Source organism: Xanthomonas sp. LMG 12460 (genome assembly GCF_009192895.1).
Classification (GTDB): domain Bacteria; phylum Pseudomonadota; class Gammaproteobacteria; order Xanthomonadales; family Xanthomonadaceae; genus Xanthomonas_A; species Xanthomonas_A sontii.
In genome coordinates this window covers 1-18,674 of the sequence record NZ_NKUH01000106.1, presented here as the reverse complement: position 1 = coordinate 18,674, position 18,674 = coordinate 1, and the positions used below count along the sequence as shown (strand labels likewise).

The 18,674-nt window shown below is 70.6% G+C and carries 22 protein-coding genes and 1 pseudogene; 13 read left to right on the top strand and 10 right to left on the bottom strand.

What is annotated here, in order from left to right; translation table 11 throughout:
• The 3 genes and pseudogenes from CEK66_RS20715 to CEK66_RS18345 all read right to left on the bottom strand — a co-directional run.
• A pseudogene (locus CEK66_RS20715) lies at positions 1 to 211 on the bottom strand (thiol:disulfide interchange protein DsbA/DsbL); the annotation flags it as partial.
• Positions 212 to 316: 105 nt separating this feature from the next.
• Positions 317 to 958 carry a thiol:disulfide interchange protein DsbA/DsbL gene (locus CEK66_RS18350; RefSeq protein ID WP_017910536.1) on the bottom strand — a complete coding sequence of 214 codons (642 nt, stop codon included), beginning with the start codon at positions 956 to 958 and terminating at the stop codon, positions 317 to 319.
• A gap of 86 nt (positions 959 to 1,044) precedes the next feature.
• A complete protein-coding gene (locus tag CEK66_RS18345) occupies positions 1,045 to 1,866 on the bottom strand; it encodes a c-type cytochrome (protein ID WP_026143360.1) in 822 nt (273 codons plus the stop codon).
• Between the two features lie 128 nt (positions 1,867 to 1,994).
• On the opposite strand from CEK66_RS18345, the gene yihA reads away from it, so the two are divergent.
• Positions 1,995 to 2,618: a ribosome biogenesis GTP-binding protein YihA/YsxC gene (gene yihA, locus CEK66_RS18340; RefSeq protein ID WP_152237861.1), complete on the top strand. Its 624-nt coding sequence runs from the start codon at positions 1,995 to 1,997 to the stop codon at positions 2,616 to 2,618.
• Positions 2,619 to 2,786: 168 nt separating this feature from the next.
• Here the strand turns inward: yihA and CEK66_RS18335 are convergent, their stop codons facing one another.
• The 3 genes from CEK66_RS18335 to CEK66_RS18325 form a co-directional block, all read right to left on the bottom strand.
• A complete protein-coding gene (locus tag CEK66_RS18335; protein ID WP_152237860.1) occupies positions 2,787 to 3,779 on the bottom strand; it encodes an MBL fold metallo-hydrolase in 993 nt (330 codons plus the stop codon).
• A 106-nt stretch (positions 3,780 to 3,885) separates the two neighbouring features.
• Positions 3,886 to 4,716: an AraC family transcriptional regulator gene (locus CEK66_RS18330; protein ID WP_152237859.1), complete on the bottom strand. Its 831-nt coding sequence runs from the start codon at positions 4,714 to 4,716 to the stop codon at positions 3,886 to 3,888.
• A 36-nt stretch (positions 4,717 to 4,752) separates the two neighbouring features.
• Positions 4,753 to 5,448: a VIT family protein gene (locus tag CEK66_RS18325; protein ID WP_152237858.1), complete on the bottom strand. Its 696-nt coding sequence runs from the start codon at positions 5,446 to 5,448 to the stop codon at positions 4,753 to 4,755.
• A 222-nt stretch (positions 5,449 to 5,670) separates the two neighbouring features.
• Between CEK66_RS18325 and CEK66_RS18320 the strand changes: the two genes are divergently transcribed.
• Both CEK66_RS18320 and CEK66_RS18315 read left to right on the top strand, forming a co-directional pair.
• Positions 5,671 to 7,035 (top strand): glutamate--cysteine ligase, encoded by a 1,365-nt coding sequence (locus tag CEK66_RS18320; protein WP_152237857.1) that lies wholly within the window; start codon positions 5,671 to 5,673, stop codon positions 7,033 to 7,035.
• 32 nt (positions 7,036 to 7,067) lie between these two features.
• Positions 7,068 to 7,457: a hypothetical protein gene (locus CEK66_RS18315; RefSeq protein WP_152237856.1), complete on the top strand. Its 390-nt coding sequence runs from the start codon at positions 7,068 to 7,070 to the stop codon at positions 7,455 to 7,457.
• Here CEK66_RS18315 and CEK66_RS20710 read toward each other — a convergent pair.
• Complete coding sequence (locus tag CEK66_RS20710) at positions 7,454 to 7,624, bottom strand: hypothetical protein (RefSeq protein ID WP_226978677.1); 171 nt, start codon at positions 7,622 to 7,624, stop codon at positions 7,454 to 7,456. The genes CEK66_RS18315 and CEK66_RS20710 overlap by 4 nt on opposite strands.
• Positions 7,625 to 7,887: 263 nt before the next feature.
• Here CEK66_RS20710 and CEK66_RS18310 point away from each other — a divergent pair, with 263 nt between their 5' ends.
• The 3 genes from CEK66_RS18310 to CEK66_RS18300 all read left to right on the top strand — a co-directional run bounded on the left by CEK66_RS18310 (position 7,888) and on the right by CEK66_RS18300 (position 9,052).
• Positions 7,888 to 8,238 (top strand): hypothetical protein, encoded by a 351-nt coding sequence (locus tag CEK66_RS18310; RefSeq protein WP_017908640.1) that lies wholly within the window; start codon positions 7,888 to 7,890, stop codon positions 8,236 to 8,238.
• Between the two features lie 80 nt (positions 8,239 to 8,318).
• Positions 8,319 to 8,594, top strand: coding sequence for a hypothetical protein (locus tag CEK66_RS18305; RefSeq protein ID WP_152237855.1), 276 nt, complete (start codon positions 8,319 to 8,321; stop codon positions 8,592 to 8,594).
• A gap of 74 nt (positions 8,595 to 8,668) precedes the next feature.
• Positions 8,669 to 9,052 carry a YbjQ family protein gene (locus CEK66_RS18300; protein WP_152180951.1) on the top strand — a complete coding sequence of 128 codons (384 nt, stop codon included), beginning with the start codon at positions 8,669 to 8,671 and terminating at the stop codon, positions 9,050 to 9,052.
• A gap of 37 nt (positions 9,053 to 9,089) precedes the next feature.
• On the opposite strand, the gene CEK66_RS18295 is transcribed toward CEK66_RS18300, so the two are convergent.
• Together CEK66_RS18295 and CEK66_RS18290 are read right to left on the bottom strand one after the other, a co-directional pair.
• On the bottom strand, positions 9,090 to 10,601 hold the full coding sequence (locus tag CEK66_RS18295) for an ATP-binding protein (RefSeq protein ID WP_152237854.1): 1,512 nt from the start codon (positions 10,599 to 10,601) through the stop codon (positions 9,090 to 9,092).
• The gene (locus tag CEK66_RS18290) at positions 10,598 to 11,314 is read right to left on the bottom strand and encodes a response regulator transcription factor (protein WP_026143454.1); all 717 of its coding nucleotides are present in this window, start codon (positions 11,312 to 11,314) and stop codon (positions 10,598 to 10,600) included. Before CEK66_RS18290 ends, CEK66_RS18295 begins: the two co-directional genes overlap by 4 nt.
• 318 nt (positions 11,315 to 11,632) lie before the next feature.
• On the opposite strand from CEK66_RS18290, the gene CEK66_RS18285 reads away from it, so the two are divergent.
• The 5 genes from CEK66_RS18285 to CEK66_RS20780 all read left to right on the top strand — a co-directional run bounded on the left by CEK66_RS18285 (position 11,633) and on the right by CEK66_RS20780 (position 15,081).
• The gene (locus CEK66_RS18285; protein ID WP_017908003.1) at positions 11,633 to 11,908 is read left to right on the top strand and encodes a metal/formaldehyde-sensitive transcriptional repressor; all 276 of its coding nucleotides are present in this window, start codon (positions 11,633 to 11,635) and stop codon (positions 11,906 to 11,908) included.
• 40 nt (positions 11,909 to 11,948) lie between these two features.
• On the top strand, positions 11,949 to 13,058 hold the full coding sequence (locus CEK66_RS18280; RefSeq protein ID WP_017908004.1) for an S-(hydroxymethyl)glutathione dehydrogenase/class III alcohol dehydrogenase: 1,110 nt from the start codon (positions 11,949 to 11,951) through the stop codon (positions 13,056 to 13,058).
• Positions 13,059 to 13,129: 71 nt separating this feature from the next.
• Positions 13,130 to 13,702, top strand: a complete 573-nt coding sequence (gene gfa / locus CEK66_RS18275; RefSeq protein WP_026143453.1) for an S-(hydroxymethyl)glutathione synthase — start codon at positions 13,130 to 13,132, stop codon at positions 13,700 to 13,702.
• Positions 13,703 to 13,792: 90 nt separating this feature from the next.
• Positions 13,793 to 14,623: an S-formylglutathione hydrolase gene (fghA, locus tag CEK66_RS18270; protein WP_152237853.1), complete on the top strand. Its 831-nt coding sequence runs from the start codon at positions 13,793 to 13,795 to the stop codon at positions 14,621 to 14,623.
• A 329-nt stretch (positions 14,624 to 14,952) separates the two neighbouring features.
• Positions 14,953 to 15,081, top strand: coding sequence for a hypothetical protein (locus CEK66_RS20780; protein ID WP_017908007.1), 129 nt, complete (start codon positions 14,953 to 14,955; stop codon positions 15,079 to 15,081).
• Positions 15,082 to 15,307: 226 nt separating this feature from the next.
• On the opposite strand, the gene CEK66_RS18265 is transcribed toward CEK66_RS20780, so the two are convergent.
• Positions 15,308 to 16,717, bottom strand: coding sequence for a PLP-dependent aminotransferase family protein (locus CEK66_RS18265; RefSeq protein ID WP_152237852.1), 1,410 nt, complete (start codon positions 16,715 to 16,717; stop codon positions 15,308 to 15,310).
• A 106-nt stretch (positions 16,718 to 16,823) separates the two neighbouring features.
• On the opposite strand from CEK66_RS18265, the gene CEK66_RS18260 reads away from it, so the two are divergent.
• Both CEK66_RS18260 and CEK66_RS18255 read left to right on the top strand, forming a co-directional pair.
• Positions 16,824 to 17,615, top strand: a complete 792-nt coding sequence (locus CEK66_RS18260; RefSeq protein WP_152237851.1) for a PhzF family phenazine biosynthesis protein — start codon at positions 16,824 to 16,826, stop codon at positions 17,613 to 17,615.
• A complete protein-coding gene (locus CEK66_RS18255) occupies positions 17,612 to 18,523 on the top strand; it encodes a DMT family transporter (RefSeq protein ID WP_152237850.1) in 912 nt (303 codons plus the stop codon). The genes CEK66_RS18260 and CEK66_RS18255 overlap by 4 nt, the downstream gene beginning before the upstream one ends.
• Positions 18,524 to 18,674 lie beyond the last annotated feature (151 nt).

Below are 18,674 nucleotides of genomic sequence, written 5' to 3'. Positions count from 1 at the left end.
GCTGTGCAGCGGCATCGGCGGTGGTGGCCGCGGGCGCGGCCGGCGTCTCGGCGGGCGCAGCGGCGGCATCGTTGCCGGCGGCGGGCGCGGCAGCCGGGGCGGCAGCGGTGCCGGAGGCAGGGGCGACGGCGTCGGCAGTGCCGTCCTGGGCCTTGCATGCCACCAGGATCGGCAGCAGGGCCATCAGGGTCAGGGCGAAGCGGGTCTTCATCGGCGACATCTCCAGCAGGATGGGGGACAAATGCCGGACGCGCCGCAAGCGCGGTCCGGCCACCCCGTCATGATGCCATGGCGCGGATGAAGCGCCGTACGCCGATTACTTGCCTGCGCGCTCGCGGGCGATCAACGCGTCGGCGATGCGCAGCATGTCCTCGAAGTTCTTGCCCTTGACCAGGTACTTGCCGTTGACGATCAGCGCCGGGGTGCCGGAGATGTCGGCGCGCACGGCGAAATCGCGCGCGGCCTTCACCTGCGCGGCGACCTGCGGGCTCTGGTAGGCGGCGATGAAGGCCTGCGGCTTGACCCCGAAGCCGGCGTAGAACGTGGCCAGTTCCTCCGGCGCCACGTTCTGCACCGGCACGCTGCGCTTGTCGTGGATGGCCTCGAACATGGCGCGGTGGCTGCGGCTCTGCACGCCCAACTGCTGCGCGGCATAGAAGGCGCTGGCGAAGTTGTCCCAGTAGCCTCCGAACGCCGCCGGCACCAGGGTCAGGCGCACGTCCTTGGCCTGCTTGCCCGCCCATTCCTCCAGCAGCGGCTCGAAGTGCGCGCAATGCGGGCAGGTATAGCCGAACACTTCCACCACCTCGATCTTGCCGGCCAGCGGCGCGAACGGCTTGGGATTGGCGATCAGGGTGTAGTCCTCCCCTTCCACCGCGGTGGCGGACTTGGGTTGCGCGCAGGCGCTCAACGGCAGCAGGGCGAGCAGGCACAACAGCAGGCGGGGCAGACGGTTCATGCGATCTCCAATGTCAAAAAACGAACGCCGGTCGTCGGGACCGGCGCGAAGGGGAAACGGGCCGGCGCCGCCGCGGCGGCGCGCGGTCAGGATTGTTGCGCGGGCGCCGGCTGCTGTGGCGTCGCCGCGGCCGGTGCCGCCTGCGCGGCGGCCGCGTCGTCGGCGCGGTCGTGCAGGCCCTGCAGGTAGCTGCCCAGCGCCTTGATCTCCTGGTCGGTCAGCGGCTTGGCCACCTGCGCCATGATCTTGAACATCGTCGGATCGCGCTCCTGGGTGGTGCCGGCCTGGTATTCCTGCAGGCGCCGCGCCACGTAATCGGCGTGCTGGCCACCCAGATGCGGATAGGCCGGACCCGGATTGCCGGCGCCGGCCGGGCCGTGGCAGGCCATGCACGCGGGAATGCCGCGGGTCGCGTCGCCGCCGCGATACAGCTGCTGGCCGACCTCGTAGAACTTCATGCCCGCGTAGGGACCGTCGGCGATCACCGCGTCGTCGGCGATGCCGGCGCCGGCCTTCTGCGTGGCGAAGTAGGCGCCGATGTCGCGCATGTCCTGCGCGCTCAGCGGCTGCACGAACGGCACCATCGCCGCGACCGCGCCGCTGGTGCGCTCGCCGTGGGCGATCAACGCCATCTGCCGCGCGCTGTAGCGCTCCACCTGGCCTGCGATGCGCGGATACATGGCGATCGCGGGGTTGCCGTCCGCGCCGTGGCAGGCGGCGCAGGCCGCGGCCTTGGCCTGGCCGGCCTTGGGGTCGCCCCAGGCGGCCTTGCCGATGTCGCCCTCCAGCGGCGTGGTGCGCACCGGCGCGTGGTCGGGAATGGGAACCACCGAGGTCTGCGCGAACGCGACCGCGGCGGCGACGGAAACCGCTAGACCGGCAAAGGCAAGAACGCGAGCGTGGCGCATTGCTGAAGCTCCGTATGACCCGACCCCGCGGCTGCCGGACGGCGACCGCACTCGCGCGATTATCGGCATGCCGCGGCCCGGCGGTCAACGAAGCCCGCCCGGGGCCCTGGACGTGCGATCCTAGGGGGATGTCGCTGATCCTCGAACGTGCCCACTATCTGTTGTCCGCCCACAATGCCCGCCAGTTGCCGGACGACGGCGGCTGGGAAGTGGCGTTCGCCGGCCGCTCCAACGCCGGCAAGTCCAGCGCGCTGAACGCGCTGACCCGACAGAACGCCCTGGCCCGCGTGTCCAAGACGCCTGGCCGCACCCAGCAGCTGGTGTTCTTCCAGGTCCAGCCCGAGCGCTACCTGGTGGACCTGCCCGGCTACGGCTACGCCAAGGTGCCGCAGGAACTGCAGGCGCACTGGCAGAAGTTCATCGACACCTATTTCCGCACGCGCGAGGCCCTGCGCGGACTGGTGGTGGTGATGGATATCCGTCATCCGCTGAAGGACTACGACAGGCAGATGCTGGGCTACGCCGCCCAGCGCGGGCTGCCCGCGCACGCGCTGCTGACCAAGGCCGACAAGCTCGGCCGCGGCCAGCAGGGGCAGGTGCTGCAGCAGGTACGCAAGGAGCTGACCAGCGCGTTCGGCGACACCGTCAGCGTGCAGGCCTTCTCCGGCGAGAGCCGCCAGGGCGTGGACGAGTTGCGTGGCATCGTCGGTGGCTGGCTGGGGTTGGACACGGAGCCGACTGCCGCGGAGTGAGCGCGGTGGTGCTGGCGCCCAAACTTCGCGAGACGCTTCGCGCCGGACCCTCACCCCAACCCCTCTCCCGATGGGAGAGGGGCTTTGGCCTCTTCCTTCTCCCTCCGGGACCATGGCCCCCTTTTCGGGGGAAGGTGGCCCGCAGGGCTGGATGAGGGTACGGGCCAATCAAGGCGCCGCCGGCAACGGCGAGAATTCGGTCGGCACCCAGGCGAATGCCTGGCCCTCGCGACGCACGTGGCCCAGTCCCGGGAACGGCAGGTGCGCGCCGGCTACCCACCAACCTTGGTCCGCGGCCTGCGCCAGCATGCGCTTGCGCGCGGCGATCGCCGCGGCGCGGTCGCTGTCGGACTCGAACGACGCCTGCGGCTGCGCGAACTGCACCGCGTGGTAGTGCACCAGATCGCCCCACACCAGCAGTTGCTGCCCCGCACCACCGTCGAAGCGGTACGACACGTGCCCGGGCGTGTGGCCGTGGGTATCCAGCGCCACCGCGCCGCCGGGCAGCGCGTCGCCGGGACGGAAACGGCGCAGCCGCTGCGCGGACTGGTAGGGCGCCACCGCCGCACGCGCCAGCGGGAAGGCGAAGCGCAGTGCCTGCGGCGCGCCGGCCTCGCTGGCCGGGTCCAGCCAGTACGCCGCGTCGGCGGCGCTCAGCCACACCGTCGCCTTGGGATAGGCGGGCTGGCCCTGTGCGTCCAGCAGGCCGCACAGGTGATCGGGATGGGCGTGGGTCAGCAGCACGTCGTCGACCTGCTCGGGCGCATAGCCGGCCGCGCGCAGGTTGGTCAGCACCTGGCCGAGCCCGGGGCCGAAACAGGTCGCGGTGCCGGTGTCGACCAGGGTGAGGTGCGTGCCGTCCTGGATCAGATAAGCGTTGACCGCAGTCTGCAGGCCCTTGTCGTTCTCCGGCACATAGCGGTGGTCGAGCAGGCGTGCGATCGCCTCCGGCGGAATGTTCGCCAGTTCCGCGCGCGACAGCGCCACGGTGCCGTCGAACAGGGCGGTGACGCGCAAGCGGCCGATCGCCTGGCGATAGACGCCGGGCACCTGCGTCTGGGCGCTGGCCGGCGCGGCGGCGTGGGCGGCGGATGGCAGCGTCAGCGCCGCGCTGGCGCTCAGGGCCAGCGCGCACAGCGCGCGCAACGGGAACACGGACATGGGATTTCCTGGCAATGCGGCAGGCGCCGCGGTACCAGAATGCTGCGCCGGCGCCGCTGCGCGATTCGCTCATTCCGCTGCGCGCGGCGCTCAATGCCGACGTGGCTCAGTTACCGATGCTTGCAGGATCCAGGCCATAGCGCTGCTGGAAGCGTTGGCTGAAGCTGCGCACCGAGCGGTAACCGGCGTGCGCGGCGACCGTCTTCAATGGCCAGCGCGTGGTGTACAGCAGTTGCATCGCGTGCGCCAGGCGCGCATCGGTGAGCAGTTCGCGCAACGATGTGCGTTCGCCCGCCAGGTGCCGGCGCAGGGTCGCGCCGCTGAAGCCCAGGCGCTCCTCGATGTCGCGCGAACGCCAGTCGCGTTGTGGCTGCGCGGCGATCAGATCGCGCACCTGCGCGGCCACGCTCGGCGCCGGCGGCAGCAGCAGGCCACCGTGGCCGCGCCGACACAGCGCCAGCACCAGGGCCGCCAGCGCCAGCCGCGCCTCGGTGTAACGGCCGTCCTGCAGCGCCTGCCGCCATTGCAGCAGGGTGCTGCCGAATTCCTCGGCGCGCAGGCGTGCGAGCTCTGTCCCGGCGGCGGGCAGCGGTTCTTTCCACAGCACGCGCGCGGCGCTCAGCGCTTCCTCGCACAGCGGCACCAGCACGCTCAGGTACAGGCCGCTGTGCGGATCCGGGATGTTGACCACATCGATGCGGCAGCGCCGCGTCACCAGGAACAGGTCGCCCGGCACGAAGTCCAGGGCCTGTGTCGCGGTGCGCACCTGCTTGCGTCCCTGCAGCAGGATCGCCAGGTGCGGCTGCGGGATCTCCACCGAGCGCGCGCCGTGTTCGCGGCGCGCGGTGATGCAGGCGTAGCCTTCGGCCTGCGTGCAGTCGGCCAGGCTGGCCAGGCGCGCCAGCAGCAAAGCGTCGGGGGAAGTGGTGTCGGCCATGGCCGGTGATGCTAGCGCAGCGGCGGTCGCGCCCGCTCAGACATGCACGCCGAACACATGCCCGATCGCGCCGCTGGCGAGCATCGCCGCCGCGCCCCAGAACACCACCCGCACCGCGCCGCGCAGGCCCGAGGCGCCGCCGGCACGCGCGGCCAGCGCGCCGGTCAGCGACAGGCCGATCAGGGTGGCCGCGCCGGTCACCCACAGTTGCCGGCCGTCCGGCGCCAGCCAGGCGGCCACGATCGGCAGTCCGGCGCCGGTGCAGAACGCGGCCGCCGATGCGGCCGCCGCCTGCAGCGGACGCGCACGCAGGCTCTCGGTGATGCCGAGTTCGTCGCGCGCGTGCGCGCCAAGCGCATCGTGCGCGGTCAACTGCTCGGCGACCTGGCGGGCCAGGCCGGGGTCCAGCCCGCGCTGGCGATAGATCGCGGTGAGTTCGTCCAGTTCGCTCTGCGGGTCCTCGTGCAGCTCGCGGCGTTCCAGCGCCAGGTCGGCGCGCTCGGTGTCGGCCTGCGATTGCACCGACACGTATTCGCCGGCGGCCATCGACATCGCGCCGGCGACCAGACCGGCGATGCCGGTGGTCAGCACCGTGGCCGCCGACGCGCCGCTGCTGGCGACGCCGACCACCAGGCCGGCCACGGACAGGATGCCGTCGTTGGCGCCGAGCACGGCCGCGCGCAGCCAGCCGGCGCGGTCGGTGCGATGGCGTTCGGAGTGGGTCGGGCGCATGGCGCTGCCTGCGGCGGAGCGGGAAGGAGACCGCAGCCTAGCCGAGCCGGCGCCGCGAACGCTTGCTGCGTCTCACTCTCGACGCCGTCAGCGGCGCGGCCATGGAATGCTGCAGTGCCGCCGGTAGCGACGCGGGCCCCGCCCCCGGCACGCTATAGTGCGGGCCTTGCGATGGCTGGGGATGGTCCCCACATCGCCTCACCCGCCGTGCGAGTCCTGCCCTTGTCGAGCCCCAGCCATGTTGCCGAGACGCCGATCACCGACCGCGCCGAACTGGTCGAGGTGCTTGCCTCCGGAGAAAAACCCGAAGCGCAGTGGCGCATCGGCACCGAGCACGAGAAGTTCGGCTTCCGGCTGGACGACCTGCGGCCGCCGACCTTCGACGGCGAGCGCGGCATCGAGGCCTTGCTGCTGGGCCTGACCCGCTTCGGCTGGGAGCCGGTGCGCGAAGCCGGGCACACCATCGCCCTGCTGCGCGATGGCGCCTCGGTGACGCTGGAGCCGGCCGGTCAGCTGGAACTGTCCGGCGCCCCGCTGCCGACCATCCACGACACCTGCGTCGAAGTGGGCAGCCACCTCAACGAGGTCAAGCAGGTCGCCGACGAACTGGGCCTGGGTTTCCTCGGCATGGGCTTCCAGCCGAAGTGGCGCCGCGACGAGATGCCGTGGATGCCCAAGGGCCGCTACCAGATCATGAAGCGCTACATGCCCAAGGTCGGTTCGCTCGGCCTGGACATGATGACCCGCACCTGCACGGTGCAGGTCAACCTGGATTACGCCAGCGAAGCGGACATGATCAGGAAGTTCCGCGTGTCGCTGGCGCTGCAGCCGATCGCCACCGCGCTGTTCGCCGACTCGCCGTTCGCCGAGGGCAAGCCCAACGGCTACCTCAGCTACCGATCGCATATCTGGACCGACACCGACGCCGACCGCACCGGCATGCTCGACTTCGTGTTCGAGGACGGCTTCGGCTACGAGCGCTACGTCGATTACCTGCTCGACGTGCCGATGTACTTCTCCTACCGCGACGGCACCTACATCGACGCCAGCGGACAGAGCTTCCGCGATTTTCTGCAGGGCAAGTTGCCGGCGTTGCCCGGTGCGTTGCCGACGCTGCGCGACTGGTCCGACCACATGACCACCGCGTTCCCGGAAGTGCGCCTGAAGAAGTACCTGGAAATGCGCGGCGCCGACGCCGGTCCGTGGGGCCGGTTGTGCGCGCTGTCGGCGTTCTGGGTCGGCCTGCTGTACGACGATGCGGCGCTGGGCGCGGCCTGGGACCTGGTCAAGGATTTCAACCTGGCCGAACGCCACGCGCTGCGCGACGGCGTGCCGAAGCAGGCGCTGAAGCTGCCGTTCCGCAACGGCACCGTGCAGGACCTGGCTGCCGAGGCGGTGAAGATCGCCCTGTCCGGCCTGCGCCGGCGCGCGCGCCTGAACCGCGACGGCCAGGACGAATCGCGCTTCCTCGAACCGCTGGTGGAAATCCTGCATGGCGGCGAGACCGCGGCCGAGCGCAAGCTGGCGCTGTACCACGGCGCCTGGCAGGGCGACATCGACCACGTGTTCCGCGAGTTCGCGTACTGAGTGCAGCGGCCCGCCCGCAGGCCAGCAGAACGATGACCGCGATCGGTGACATGGCGGGCCTGTTCCAGGACGAGCCGAGCAGATGGGGCGGCCGTGGCGATCCGTATCTGTGGAAAGAGATGGCGTCGACCCTGGCCGGCGTGCCGTTGCCGGCGACGGCCACGCAGTGCGAGGCGCTGCTCGCCGACACCTTCGCGCGCCTGGTCGGCACGGCGCTGGACGACGCATCCGTCGAGTCGGTCTTCGTGCCGCGCCTCAGCCATGGCGGCATGTCCTCGGGCTACGTCAGCCTGGTGTTCTGGCGGGCGACCGCACTGCCGCTGCTGCTGTCGCGTCATGCCGAGGCTGTGGCGCAGCGACGTGTGGGTGCCATAGCGCCGCAAACGCCGCCATGGTGGCGACGGCTATGGCCTTCGCGCTAGACACCTAGCCGCCCATCCGCGCCCTGGGCACGCCCCAGGCCGGGCAGCCGCGCGCCGATGGAGTGCGGCTGTACGACGCCACTGACCTGGCCGAACGCCATGCGACCTTCGAGGTCGCGCGCTGCCTGCCGCGCCATGTGCTGATCGGCGACGACAGCGGCGGCCAAGGCGTGCTGGTCGCGTTGGCCGGACCGGCGTATCCCTCTTTCTCTGCGATCTGGGCGCCGTGGCCGAGGCAGAGCGCGTGCCGCTTGCGGCGTCGTTGCCGGAATGGATGGCGGCGGGAAGCCCGCTTTTGCCGTAGTCGGCCGGCGGCTTACCCAATGTAAGCTGGTGTCACGCGCACTATGCGTGGCGGGGGAATGCCGTCGCTATCGCGATCCGAGCGAGAGGCGCTTGTGGTGCCGGAGAGAGCGTCATTGGGGGGGGCATGAAGCTGAAGATCGTTGGTGTGGTGTTGCTCGTTGCCTTTGCCGTTTCCGCCTGCGGTCTGCAGGAGCAGGCCGATGCCAAGTTCGGCGACCAGCATTTCAAGACGGTGGTGTCGTTGGTTGAACTGTACAAGCTGCGTACCGGGTCTTATCCCGCGTCGCTGGCCGACCTCACCTTCACCGGTGATTGGGATCAGATCGCCATTGCGTCGGTCCACTACCGGAAGCTGGACGAGGGCTACGAACTCGATCTTGTACGGGGATGGGTGGGGCGCCCGGATCTGCACTATCCCCCGGCGTTCTGGAAAGGGCTTGGCCTGCGCAAATCCAATCTCAAGCACGCGCCGTGATGGCACCAGGCACGTCTTCGCGAGCGGTCGTAGAGCGCACGAGCGTTCGACGGCGTCTTTTCGAACGCATTGCGCTTGTGATGGCGTCGCTCGGCTGCATGGCATCCGCGCATGCGACCAGCCAATGCCCCGCCGACTTTGGTCCCAAGGATCCGCTCATCGATCTGCTCGGATGGGCGGTGGTCGCCAGCGGCGTGGTGCTGGGCGGCTGGCTGTGCGTGCACGTGGTGCGGCGTTCGCGCGGGCTGGGCCGATGGCGGCGGGTGGCGGTCGTGCTGGCCGGCGTCGTGGCGATGCTGCTGCTATGGGGTGGCGGCCTGGTGCTGGCGATTGCGTGGTTCTTCATGCGGTGCTAACACTGCCGGCCTCGGTGCGTGCGCGCCGGGTCCGCGGTCCGCGGAGCCACGGGCCACGCCAGCAGGGCACACCGATGACCGATCCGTACAATTCCTCGCCGCCGCGCGCGGCGGTCTCGCCACTGAACGATGCGATGGTCACCACCGCGCTGGAACTTCCCGGCTACCGGATCGTGCGCAATCTGGGCATCGTGCGCGGCATCACCGTGCGCTCGCGCTCCATCGTCGGCAATTTCCTCGGCGGGCTGCAGACGCTGTTCGGCGGCAACATCACCATCTATACCGAGCTGTGCGAGCAGGCGCGCCTTGAGACGTACCGGGACATGCTGCAGCACGCGCGGCAGATGGGCGGCAACGCCATCGTCGCGGTGCGCTACGACGCCACCGAGCTGATGGCCGGCCTGACCGAGGTGCTGTGCTATGGCACGGCCGTGGTCGTCGAGCCGAACCAGCGCTGAGTCGATCGACGTGCGGCGGAACGGCGGCGCGCCCGGCTCATCCACCGACCGCCTGGCACGGCAGCCGCACGCTGACCCGCAGGCCGCCCTCGGCGCGGTTGTCCAGGGCGATCTGGCCGCCATGCGCCAGCACGATGCTGTGCGCCACCGACAGGCCCAGGCCGATGCCGCCGGTATCGCGGTTGCGCGAGTTCTCGCCGCGGAAGAACGGCAGGAACAGCTTCTCGCGCTGTGCGGGATCGATGCCGGGACCGTCGTCGTCGATCCACAGCACGCATTCGCCGGCCTCGTGACGCAGCTGCAGGCGTGCGCGCTTGCCATATTTCAGCGCGTTCTCCACCAGGTTCATCACCATGCGCCGCAGCGACAGCGGATCGCCGTCGAGGGTGATGGCGTCGCCGAGCAGCAGCACCACGTCGGCTCCGGTGTCGCTGGCGTCGTCGACCACACTTTCCACCAGTAGGCGGAAATCCAGCGGCGAGCGGGTGCCGCGGCGGCTGTCGTTGTGGATGAAGTCCAGCGCCGCGGAGATCATCGCCTTCATCTCGTCGATGTCGGCCATGGTCTTCTCGCGAAGCGGCGGTTGCAGGGTCTCCAGGCGGAACGCCAGTCGCGCCAACGGCGTGCGCAGGTCGTGGGCGATCGCCGCGACCATGTGCGTGCGCTCGTTGATCAGCCGGTTCAGGCGCGCCTGCATCGCGTTGAACGAATCGGCCGCCTGCACGATCTCGCTGGGGCCGCTGCGCCGCAGCGGCTGCGCATCGGGATTGCGGCCGAGCTGGTCGGCGGCCTCGGCGAAGCGCCGGATCGGCGCCGACAGTGCGCGCGAGAACCACCAGGCCAGCGGCAGCATCGCCAGCATGCCGACCAGGAACAGCATCACCACCTGGGTCTTGAATTCGTTGGAGAACCGTCGTGGCGGCGACATCACGCTGCGCCAGTGCCCGTCGGGCTGGCGCAGGGCTGCGGTGAAGCCGTCCAGCAGCGGTACCGCCGGGGCGAAGCCACGCTCGCGCCACCCCACGGCGCGCATGGTCGCGCCGAAGGCGCCATTGCGCGGTGCCTCGCCCGGCGCAGGCGGCGGTTCCGGTGGCGGCGGTTGCTGCGCGGTGGCTGGGGGCGCGACCTCCGCGGGTGCGGGGACGTCGTCGTCGGCCGCCATGGCATGCGGCGGCGGCGGCGGGCGTTCGCCCAGGCGCAGGCGCAGGCGTTCCAGGCGACCGTCGCTGTTGCGGTAGAAGCGCACCTGGTCCGGCGCCACTTCCAGCCAGTGCGCCATCAGCCGTTCCACGTTGCGGTCGCGCACCTGGTCGCGCGCCGGCAGCGGCGCATGGGCGGTGTCCTGCACCTTGAGGGTCTGGGTGCCGGCCGGCATGCGCGTGCTGAGCAGGGCGATCACCTCCGGCGGGTGCACCGGCATCTCGTAGACCGGCGTGCGCAGCACCAGGGCGATGCCGATCAGCTGCGCGGTGAGCAGCGCCACCACCAGCAGCAGGAAGGCGCGGGCGAAGATCGGCACGCCGCGGCGGGCGCGCGTGGGCCCGCTCACAGGCGGGCGACGCTCGGCAGCAGCATGTAGCCCTCGTTGCGCACGGTGCGGATCAGTTCGGTCTGCACGCGCTCGTTGATCTTGCGGCGCAGGCGGCTGATCTGGCTGTCGATGGCGCGGTCGTAGACCTCGGTATCGCGGCCGCGCGCGTAGTCGAGCAGCTGGTCGCGGCTGAGCACGCGCTGCGGATGCTCGACGAAGGTGCGCAGCAGCGCGAATTCGCCGTCGGAGAGATTGATGAAGATGCCGGTGGGATCGCGCAGGTCGCGGCGGATCACGTCCAGCCGCCAGCCGGCGAACTCGTAGACGTTGCCGCGCGCTTCCGGCGGCAGCGTCGCCGCCTGGCTGCGCCGCAGCAGGGCGCGGACCCGCGCCAGCAGCTCGCGCGGATTGCACGGCTTGGCCAGGTAGTCGTCGGCGCCGACTTCCAGGCCGATGATGCGGTCGGTGTCGCTGCCCAGCGCGCTGAGCATGATCACCGCCGGCGCGCCGCGCTCGCTGGCGAGCTGGCGGGCGGCGCTGAGGCCGTCCTCGCCGGGCATCATCACGTCCAGGATCACCAGGTCCGGCTGGCGCTCGGCCATCCGCAGGCGCATCTCCGCCACGGTCTCGGCGGTGTCCACCTGATAGCCGTGGTCGCTCAGGAACTCGCTGATGAGTCGGCGCAGATCCGGATCGTCGTCGACGACCAGAATGAAGGATTTCATGTCCACGATCTTGAAGGGCGGCCACACGGGGATTCGCCCAGTCTAGACGTGGCCGCGGCTGCCTGGAACTGGGGGCGGGCAGGGACGTGGCCACCGGCACCGGGGCCCGCGCATGAACGCGTGGCCATCATAGGCAGCACCGGCGGCGCCAACATGGCGGTTTCGTGTCCTGGGCCGACACGCATTGCCATGCGCCGGCACCCGCGCGGCGGGGCGTCCGGCCGCGCCCGGGTCGGCCAGGATGGGTGGAGTAACGGCGCGGGCGTTTTCTTTTTTCGATGGCAGGAATACTATCCCCCAGTATAGTTCCCGAGTCCCCGCCACATGCCGCACGCCCCGCACGAAAAGAAGCGCGTCCTCGCCCGCATCCGCCGCCTGCGCGGCCAGACCGAGGCGTTGGAACGCGCGCTGGAGGAGGGGACGGACTGCGCTGCTGTGCTGCAGCAAATCGCCGCCATCCGCGGCGCGGTCAACGGCCTGATGTCGGAAGTGATGCAGGCGCATGTCCGCGATGAATTCGGCCATGCCGCCACCTCCGATGCGCAGCGCGCCGCGCGCGTGCGCGAGATGGCCATGCTGGTCCGCTCCTACCTCAAGTGATCCCCACCCCACGCCCATTCCGTCAGCCAGGAGAAATCGCATGAAGTCCCGAGCCGCCGTCGCTTTCGAAGCAGGCAAACCGCTGCAGATCGTGGAGATCGATGTCGAACCGCCGCGCCAGGGCGAAGTGCTGGTGCGCATCACCCATACCGGCGTGTGCCATACAGACGCGTTCACGCTGTCCGGCGACGATCCGGAAGGCATTTTCCCGGCGGTGCTCGGCCATGAGGGCGGCGGCATCGTCGAGGCGGTGGGCGAGGGCGTGACCAGCGTCAAGGTCGGCGACCACGTGATCCCGCTGTACACGGCCGAGTGCCGCAAGTGCAAGTTCTGCCTGTCCGGCAAGACCAACCTGTGCCAGGCGGTGCGCGCCACCCAGGGCAAGGGCCTGATGCCCGACGGCACCACCCGCTTCTCCTACAACGGCCAGCCGATCTACCACTACATGGGTTGCAGCACCTTCAGCGAGTACACGGTGGTGCCGGAGATCTCGCTGGCCGTGGTCAACCCCGAGGCGCCGCTGGAGAAGGTGTGCCTGCTCGGCTGCGGCGTCACCACCGGCATCGGTGCGGTGCACAACACGGCCAAGGTGAAGGAAGGCGACAGCGTCGCGGTGTTCGGCCTCGGCGGCATCGGCCTGGCGGTGATCCAGGGTGCGGTGCAGGCCAAGGCCGGGCGCATCCTGGCCATCGACACCAATCCGGGCAAGTTCGAACTGGCGCGCAGCATGGGCGCCACCGACTGCATCAACCCGAAGGACTACACCAAGCCGATCCAGGAAGTCATCGTCGAGCTGACCGATGGCGGCGTGGACTTCAGTTTCGAGTGCATCGGCAACGTGCACGTGATGCGCTCGGCGCTGGAGTGCTGCCACAAGGGCTGGGGCGAGAGCGTCATCATCGGCGTGGCCGGCGCCGGCCAGGAAATCAGCACGCGTCCGTTCCAGCTGGTCACCGGCCGCGTCTGGCGCGGCAGCGCCTTCGGCGGGGTCAAGGGCCGCACCCAGCTGCCGGGCATGGTGGAGCAGGCGATGCACGGCGAGATCGACCTCGATCCGTTCATCACCCACACCCTGCCGCTGGACGAGATCAACGAAGCCTTCCACCTGATGCACGAGGGCAAGTCGATCCGCACCGTCATCCACTTCTGACCGCAGGTCAGTCCGGCGCGCGGCCGTTTCCGCGCATTGCAGCGACACAACGAACCCGGGAAGGGGGCAAGATGAGTACTGTGACGATTCATCCGTCGGTGGATGCCGGCGTGCGTGCCGGCGCGGAGCATTTCCAGGGCGGTACCCTGGAATGCCATTGCGCCAGCGACAAGGTGGTGGTGGAAGTGGGCGCGCAGACCGCGCACAACCACGCCTGTGGCTGTACCAAGTGCTGGAAGCCGAAGGGCGCGACCTTCTCGGTGGTGGCGGTGGTGGCGCGCGACAAGGTCAAGGTGACGGCGCACGAGGAGAAGCTGAAGGTGGTGGACGAGAGCGCGACCATCCGCCGTCACGCTTGCACCGGCTGCGGCGTGCACATGTACGGCCGCATCGAGAACACCGAGCATCCGTTCTACGGCCTGGATTTCGTGCATACGGAACTGTCGCCGCAGCAGGGCTGGTCGGCGCCGGGGTTCGCCGCCTTCGTGTCGTCGATCATCGAGAGCGGCACGCGTCCGGAGGCGATGGACGGGGTGCGCAACCGCCTGCGCGAACTGAAGCTGGAACCGTACGATTGCCTGTCGCCGCCGCTGATGGACGCGATCTCCACCCACGTGGCGCGCAAGAACGGCGTGCTGCACTGAAGCCCGCTGCCGCGCGCGTCGCCGGTCGACGCGTCGCGGCACCCCGCCTGCGGCCGGTCGCGGCCGCAGGCCCTCTTCCCGGAACTGCCCATGGAACGTATCGAACACCACGCCTGCTGCGGCGGCTGGCAGGACGTCTATCGCCACGACTCGGCTGTGCTCGGCTGCCCCATGCAGGTGGCCGTGTACCTGCCGCCGCAGGCCGAGCACACCACGCTGCCGGTGCTGTACTGGCTCAGCGGCCTGACCTGCACCGAGCAGAACTTCATCACCAAGGCCGGTGCGCAGCGCTATGCGGCCGAGCATGGCGTGATCCTGGTCGCGCCCGACACCAGCCCGCGCGGCGAGCAGGTCGCCGACGCCGAGGGCTACGACCTGGGCAAGGGCGCCGGCTTCTACGTCAACGCCACCCAGGCGCCGTGGGACGCGCACTACCGCATGTACGACTACGTGGTGCAGGAACTGCCGGCGCTGGTCGAGGCGCAGTTCCCGCACAACGGCCGGCGCGCGATCAGCGGGCATTCGATGGGCGGCCACGGCGCCCTGGTGATCGCGCTGAAGAATCCCGGCCGCTACCGCAGCGTGTCGGCGTTCTCGCCGATCGTGGCGCCCACGCAGGTGCCGTGGGGCGAGAAGGCATTCACCGCCTACCTGGGCGAGGACCGTACGCAGTGGCAGGCCTACGACGCCAGCGTGCTGATCGGCAGTGCCAGCGAGCGCCTGCCGCTGCTGATCGACCAGGGCGGCGGCGACGAGTTCCTCGAGAAGCAGTTGCGCCCGCAGTTGCTGCAGGCCGCCGCCGAGGCCGCCGGCTACCCGCTGACCCTGCGCGTGCAGCCCGGCTACGACCACAGCTACTACTTCATCGGCAGCTTCATCGGCGAGCACATCGCCTTCCACGCGCGCGCCCTGCAGGGCTGAGCGCGCTCCACTGGCGGCCGCGCGACGCGGCCCGCCGGGCAGGGGGCCGCGCGTTGCGCTGCCGGTCGCAGCGTTCCCGCCTTGTCGTCCGTGGCCGTTCTGCGCGGTGGCAAGGCGGCCACAGGCGCGCGATGCATGCGAGGCTCGCCGAGCACACACATGACAGCCCGGTGACCGCCGCGGCCGCGACGTGGCCGGTCTCGTAAACAATCAGGTGCGCCGCACAGCCCGACCCGCGGTTGTGCGATCGCGTTCGCGCCTGCTGAGACCGGCGCTGGCTAGATTCCGCAGGGTTCGCCCTCGCCACGTCCCTGGATCGGAGCCGCGCCATGTCTTGCCGTCGCATCCTGCTGCTCCCCTGGCCGCGCTGGCGCAGCCCGCTCAGCCCCGTGGCGATGCTCGCCTGCACCCTGGTCGGCGCCTGCGTGGCGCTGGCGATCGGTGCGGCAACGCCGTAGCGCACGCCGCTCCTGGCTATCGTCGATCGCGGTCACGCCGTTGCGTCGGATGCGGCCACCGCGGTCGTGTCGCATGCGGGGCGATCGCCGCGACCGGTCGGCGCGCATGTGGAGCTGCATGCATGGCGTCGCTCGGAGGCGGCGCAGGGTGCCTTGCAGCCGCGGTGCGAGCAAGCGCTGGGAGCGAACTTCGCATCGGGACCGCGGTGCGGCGCTGGACGCGGCGCTAGCGCGGCAGTCGCGCGGCCAGTTTGCCCAGCCGCCGCATTGCATCTTCCAGCGTCTCGCTCCACGGCTGCCCGCAGCTCAGCCGCAGGTGGTCGGCATAGTCGCCGCGGCTGGAGAACAGGTGCCCGGGCGAGGTGCCGATGCCCTCGGCGAGAGCGGCCTCGAACAGCGCCTGGCCGCTGCCGGCGTCGGCCAGTTGCAGCAACAGCGACAGGCCGCCGGCCGGGTCGCCGATGCGGGTGCCGGCCGGCCAGTGCCGCAGCACCGCCTCGCGCAGGCGCTGGCCGTTGTCGGCCAGGGTGCGGCGCAGCTTGCGCAGGTGCCGTTCCAGGTCGTGCCGCTGCAGGTAGTCGGCCAGGGCCAGTTGCGGCAGGCTGGCGCCGCCGATGGTGGAGAAGTACTTGGCGCGCACCAGCGCGTCGGTCCAGGCGCCACCGAGCAGCCAGCCCACGCGCAGGCCGGGCGCCAGCACCTTGGAGAAGGCGCCGCAGGTGATCACGTTGCCGTGCGTGTCGAAATGGCGCAGAGGCCGTGGGCGCTGCCCCGACCAGTCGAGTTCGCCGTAGATGTCGTCCTCGATCACCACCGTGCCGTGGCGCGCGCAACTGTCCAGCAGGGCGCGCTTGGCGGCATCTGGGGTGAGGCTGCCCAGCGGGTTGTTGAAGTTCGGCACCAGCACCGCGGCGCGCGCCGCGGTGCGCTGCAGCAGCGCGTCCAGGCGTGCGGCGTCGATGCCCTGGCCCGGACGGTTGGGCACTTCCAGCACCTTCAGCCGCAGCGCCGCCACCGCCTGCAGGATGCCGTGGTAGGTCGGGGTCTCGACCAGCACCACGTCGCCGGGCGCGGTGAGCGTGCGCAGGGCCAGGCTGATCGCCTCCATCGCGCCGGCGGTCACCACCACCTCGTCGGCGGCGACGGCGGTGGCGCAGTGCGCGTAACGCTGCGCGATCTGCCGGCGCAGCGCGGCATGGCCTTGCGGCGGTGCGTAGTCGAGCGCGGCGCTGCGCTGGCGGCGTAATTGTCGCGCCAGCGCGCTGGCCAGATGCGCGCCGGGCAGCAGCGCCGCCGCCGGCGTGGCAGTGTGCAGCGGCACCAGGTCAGAGCGCGCGAGCATGTCCAGCACGCCCTGCAGCGCCGGATTGGCGACCGTGCCCGGCGCGCGCCGCCGCGATGGGCCGGCAGCGGCCGGCTGCGGTGTCGCGGCGGCGCGCACGAAGTAGCCCGAGCGCGGCCGCGCCTGCACCCGGCCTTCGCGTTCCAGTTGCAGGCAGGCCTGTACCGCGGTGGCGGCGCTGATGCCGTGGCCGGCGGCCAGTTGCCGGATCGACGGCAGGCGCTCGCCGGCGCGCAGCGTGCCCTGCGCGATCTGTTCGCGCAGCTGGCTGGCGAGGGCTTCGTACAGGCGCATGCGGCGGCCTCATCTGTATCGGTCGATTTGCAGCGTATCTGACTCTGTGCTGGTCGCCCACCCCGGCGCACACTGGCCGCGTCCTTCCCCATTCCCGAGGCCGCGCGTGCAACTGCCGCTGTTCATCGTCGATGCCTTCACCACGGTGCGGTTCCGCGGCAACCCGGCCGCGGTGGTGCCGCTGCAGGCGTGGTTGCCGGACGCGCTGATGCAGGCCATCGCCAGCGAAAACAATCTGTCGGAGACCGCGTTCTTCGTGCGCGAGGCCGACGGCGCGTTCGCGATCCGCTGGTTCTCGCCGCTGCGCGAAGTGGGGTTCTGCGGCCATGCCACCTTGGCCAGCGCCTTCGTCGTCGCCACCCAGGGCCTGGCGCCGCTGCCGTTGCGGTTCCGCGCCGCGGCGGTCGGCGAACTGGGTGTGGACCGCGAGGCCGACGGGCGCTTCGTCCTGCGCTTTCCGAACCAGGCGCCGGCCGCGCTGGCGGCGGTGCCGCAGGCACTCGCGCAGGCGTTGTCGATCGCGCCGCAGGCGGCGTACCGCAACGACCAGGCCTACATCGCCGTGTACGCGGACGAAGCCCAGGTGCGCGCGGTGGTGCCGGACCTGGCGCGGATGCTGGTGCTGGCACCGCGCGATGTCGCGGTCACCGCGCCCGGGCGCGAGCACGATTTCGTCTCGCGTTATTTCTGGCCGGCCAACGGCGGCGTCGAGGATCCGGTGACCGGCTCGATCCACGCCGCGCTGGCGCCGCTGTGGGCGCAGCGCCTGGGCAAGTGCGACCTGCGTGCGTGGCAGGCGTCTGCGCGCGGCGGCGAACTGGAGTGCCGGGTGCTGCCGGACCACGTGCAGGTGCGTGGCGCGGCGGTGCAGTACCTGCACGGGAGCATCGCGCTGTGAGCGCCGCCGTCGCGACATCCGCGGGCGCGTCCCGGCGGGCACTGTGGCAGTTGCTGCTGGCCGAGGTGCTGATCGGTTCGGTCGGCGTGTTCGTGCACGAGAGCGGCCAGGATCCGGTGACCGCGGTGTTCTACCGCTGCCTGTTCGGCGCGCTGTTCCTGACCGTGTGCGGCCTGCTCGGCGGGCAGTTGCGCGGCCTGTGGCGCGAGCGCGCGCTGTTGCGCGACGCGGCGCTCAGTGGCGTGTTGCTGGTGCTCAACTGGGTGGCGCTGTTCGCCGGCATGGCGCGTTCGTCGATCGGCGTGGCGACCATGGTCTACCACGTGTTCCCGTTCGTCATGCTGATCCTGGCGGCGTTGCTGCAGGGCGAGCGCAGCCGCCGTTCCGACCTGGGCTGGACCCTGCTGGCTTTCGTCGGCGTGGCCTGTTCGGCGGACCCGCTGCGGCTGTGGTCCAGCGCCGACCGCGGCTACCTGGGCGGGATCGCGTTGACCCTGCTGGGCGCGCTGCTGTGCGGCGCGTCGTTGCTGATGTCGCGGCGGATCAGTCGCGAGCGGCCGCTGGCGGTGGTGACCGTGCAGTGCTGGGTCGGTGCGGCGATGCTGGCCGGCTTCTCCAGCGGCGCCGCGCTGCACCCGGGTCGCCACTGGTTCTGGCTGATCGGCCTGGGGGTGATCCACAGCGGCGTGGTGTACGTGCTGTTCTACAGCGCCTACCGGCACCTGCACGTGGCGGCGATCGCGGTGGTCGCCTTCGTCTACCCGCTGGTGACGCTGCTGCTGGACTACCTGCTGTACGGCCACCGGCTGGTGCCGGTGCAGTGGCTGGGCCTGGCGCTGATCGTGCTGGGGACGCTGGCGGTCAATCTGCGCTGGTCCTGGCCGCGCCGGGCGGTGGTGGCGTCCTAGGCTGTATCGACATTCAGCGGTATTTTTTGGGGATGTCGAAGACCATCACGTCGCGGCCCAGCCGCTATGAATTGACCCAGAGCCAATGGGAGCGGATCGAAGACTTGCTTCCAGGCAAAGCCAGTGACCCGGGCCGCACAGCCGTGGACAA

What these genes read in the sequence shown, in the direction of transcription:
- CEK66_RS18350 (WP_017910536.1), bottom strand. Translation starts at nt 958, where the DNA reads ATGAACCGTCTGCCCCGCCTGCTGTTGTGCCTGCTCGCCCTGCTGCCG.
- CEK66_RS18345 (WP_026143360.1), bottom strand. Translation starts at nt 1,866, where the DNA reads ATGCGCCACGCTCGCGTTCTTGCCTTTGCCGGTCTAGCGGTTTCCGTC.
- yihA (WP_152237861.1), top strand. Translation starts at nt 1,995, where the DNA reads ATGTCGCTGATCCTCGAACGTGCCCACTATCTGTTGTCCGCCCACAAT.
- CEK66_RS18335 (WP_152237860.1), bottom strand. Translation starts at nt 3,779, where the DNA reads ATGTCCGTGTTCCCGTTGCGCGCGCTGTGCGCGCTGGCCCTGAGCGCC.
- CEK66_RS18330 (WP_152237859.1), bottom strand. Translation starts at nt 4,716, where the DNA reads ATGGCCGACACCACTTCCCCCGACGCTTTGCTGCTGGCGCGCCTGGCC.
- CEK66_RS18325 (WP_152237858.1), bottom strand. Translation starts at nt 5,448, where the DNA reads ATGCGCCCGACCCACTCCGAACGCCATCGCACCGACCGCGCCGGCTGG.
- CEK66_RS18315 (WP_152237856.1), top strand. Translation starts at nt 7,068, where the DNA reads ATGACCGCGATCGGTGACATGGCGGGCCTGTTCCAGGACGAGCCGAGC.
- CEK66_RS18310 (WP_017908640.1), top strand. Translation starts at nt 7,888, where the DNA reads ATGAAGCTGAAGATCGTTGGTGTGGTGTTGCTCGTTGCCTTTGCCGTT.
- CEK66_RS18305 (WP_152237855.1), top strand. Translation starts at nt 8,319, where the DNA reads ATGGCGTCGCTCGGCTGCATGGCATCCGCGCATGCGACCAGCCAATGC.
- CEK66_RS18300 (WP_152180951.1), top strand. Translation starts at nt 8,669, where the DNA reads ATGACCGATCCGTACAATTCCTCGCCGCCGCGCGCGGCGGTCTCGCCA.
- CEK66_RS18285 (WP_017908003.1), top strand. Translation starts at nt 11,633, where the DNA reads ATGCCGCACGCCCCGCACGAAAAGAAGCGCGTCCTCGCCCGCATCCGC.
- CEK66_RS18280 (WP_017908004.1), top strand. Translation starts at nt 11,949, where the DNA reads ATGAAGTCCCGAGCCGCCGTCGCTTTCGAAGCAGGCAAACCGCTGCAG.
- gfa (WP_026143453.1), top strand. Translation starts at nt 13,130, where the DNA reads ATGAGTACTGTGACGATTCATCCGTCGGTGGATGCCGGCGTGCGTGCC.
- fghA (WP_152237853.1), top strand. Translation starts at nt 13,793, where the DNA reads ATGGAACGTATCGAACACCACGCCTGCTGCGGCGGCTGGCAGGACGTC.
- CEK66_RS20780 (WP_017908007.1), top strand. Translation starts at nt 14,953, where the DNA reads ATGTCTTGCCGTCGCATCCTGCTGCTCCCCTGGCCGCGCTGGCGCAGC.
- CEK66_RS18265 (WP_152237852.1), bottom strand. Translation starts at nt 16,717, where the DNA reads ATGCGCCTGTACGAAGCCCTCGCCAGCCAGCTGCGCGAACAGATCGCG.